The following is an 876-nucleotide window of genomic DNA, read 5'->3' as shown; positions in this document are numbered from 1 at the left end:
GTTCGCCGCCGTCCTGGAAGCCGTACGGCGCCTCACCGGCGAAGCCGACCCGCACGAAGCCCTGTTCCCGCAGGCGCGCGAGGAGCTTCCCGTCGTCGCCGGGTGCTCCCGTCCCGGCCTGGGTGCGGGTGCACGCGGTCAGGGCGAGACCGCCGAGGAGGGCAGCTCCGGTGAGGAAGCCGCGGCGGCCGAGCGTCATGAGCGCTCCCCCGGGCGCGCGGCGATGAACGAGGGGCGCCGGACCGGGGCGGCGAAGGGGGCCTCGGGCACGTTCTCGACGCTGTTGAAGACGAGGAACACATTGCTCCGGGGGTACGGGGTGATGTTGTCGCCCGAACCGTGCAGGGCGTTGCAGTCGAACCAGGTGGCCGACCCCGCCGGGCCCGTGAAGTGCCGGATGCCGCAGGCGTCGGCGAAGGTGGTGAGCGCCTCGTGGGACGGGGTCCCGGCGTCCTGCATCCGCAGCGACTGCTTGTAGTTGTCCTCGGGCGTCTCGCCCGCGCAGCCCAGGAAGGTGCGGTGCGAGCCCGGCATGATCATCAGGCTGCCGTTGGTGGTGTGGTTCGGGGTGAGCGCGATCGAGACCGAGACGGTCCGCATCCGGGGCAGGCCGTCCTCGGCGTGCCAGGTCTCGAAGTCGGAGTGCCAGTAGAAGCCGCTGGCGCCGAAGCCGGGCTTGACGTTGACCCGGGACTGGTGGACGTAGACGTCGGAGCCGAGGATCTGGCGGGCCCGCCCGACGATCCGCGGGTCCTCGGCGAGGCGGCGGAAGACCTCGCTGATCCGGTGCACCTCGAAGACGGAGCGGATCTCCTGGGAGCGGGGCTCGACGACGGCCCGCTCGTCCGCCCGTACGGCGGGGTCGGCGACGAGCCG

1 protein-coding gene and 1 pseudogene are annotated in these 876 nt (G+C 72.5%); both read right to left on the bottom strand.

The window, feature by feature from the left end; translation table 11 throughout:
• Positions 1–199: pseudogene (locus CCN56_RS41210) on the bottom strand (ectoine/hydroxyectoine ABC transporter substrate-binding protein EhuB); the annotation flags it as partial.
• A partial coding sequence (gene thpD / locus CCN56_RS41205) for an ectoine hydroxylase (RefSeq protein ID WP_086832595.1) occupies positions 196–876 on the bottom strand: 681 nt, incomplete at its 5' end. The gene thpD and the pseudogene CCN56_RS41210, both read right to left, overlap by 4 nt.

The organism is Streptomyces sp. NRRL B-24572 (assembly GCF_002156145.1).
Lineage (GTDB): Bacteria > Actinomycetota > Actinomycetes > Streptomycetales > Streptomycetaceae > Streptomyces > Streptomyces vietnamensis.
This window is presented reverse-complemented; position numbering and strand designations above follow the sequence as displayed.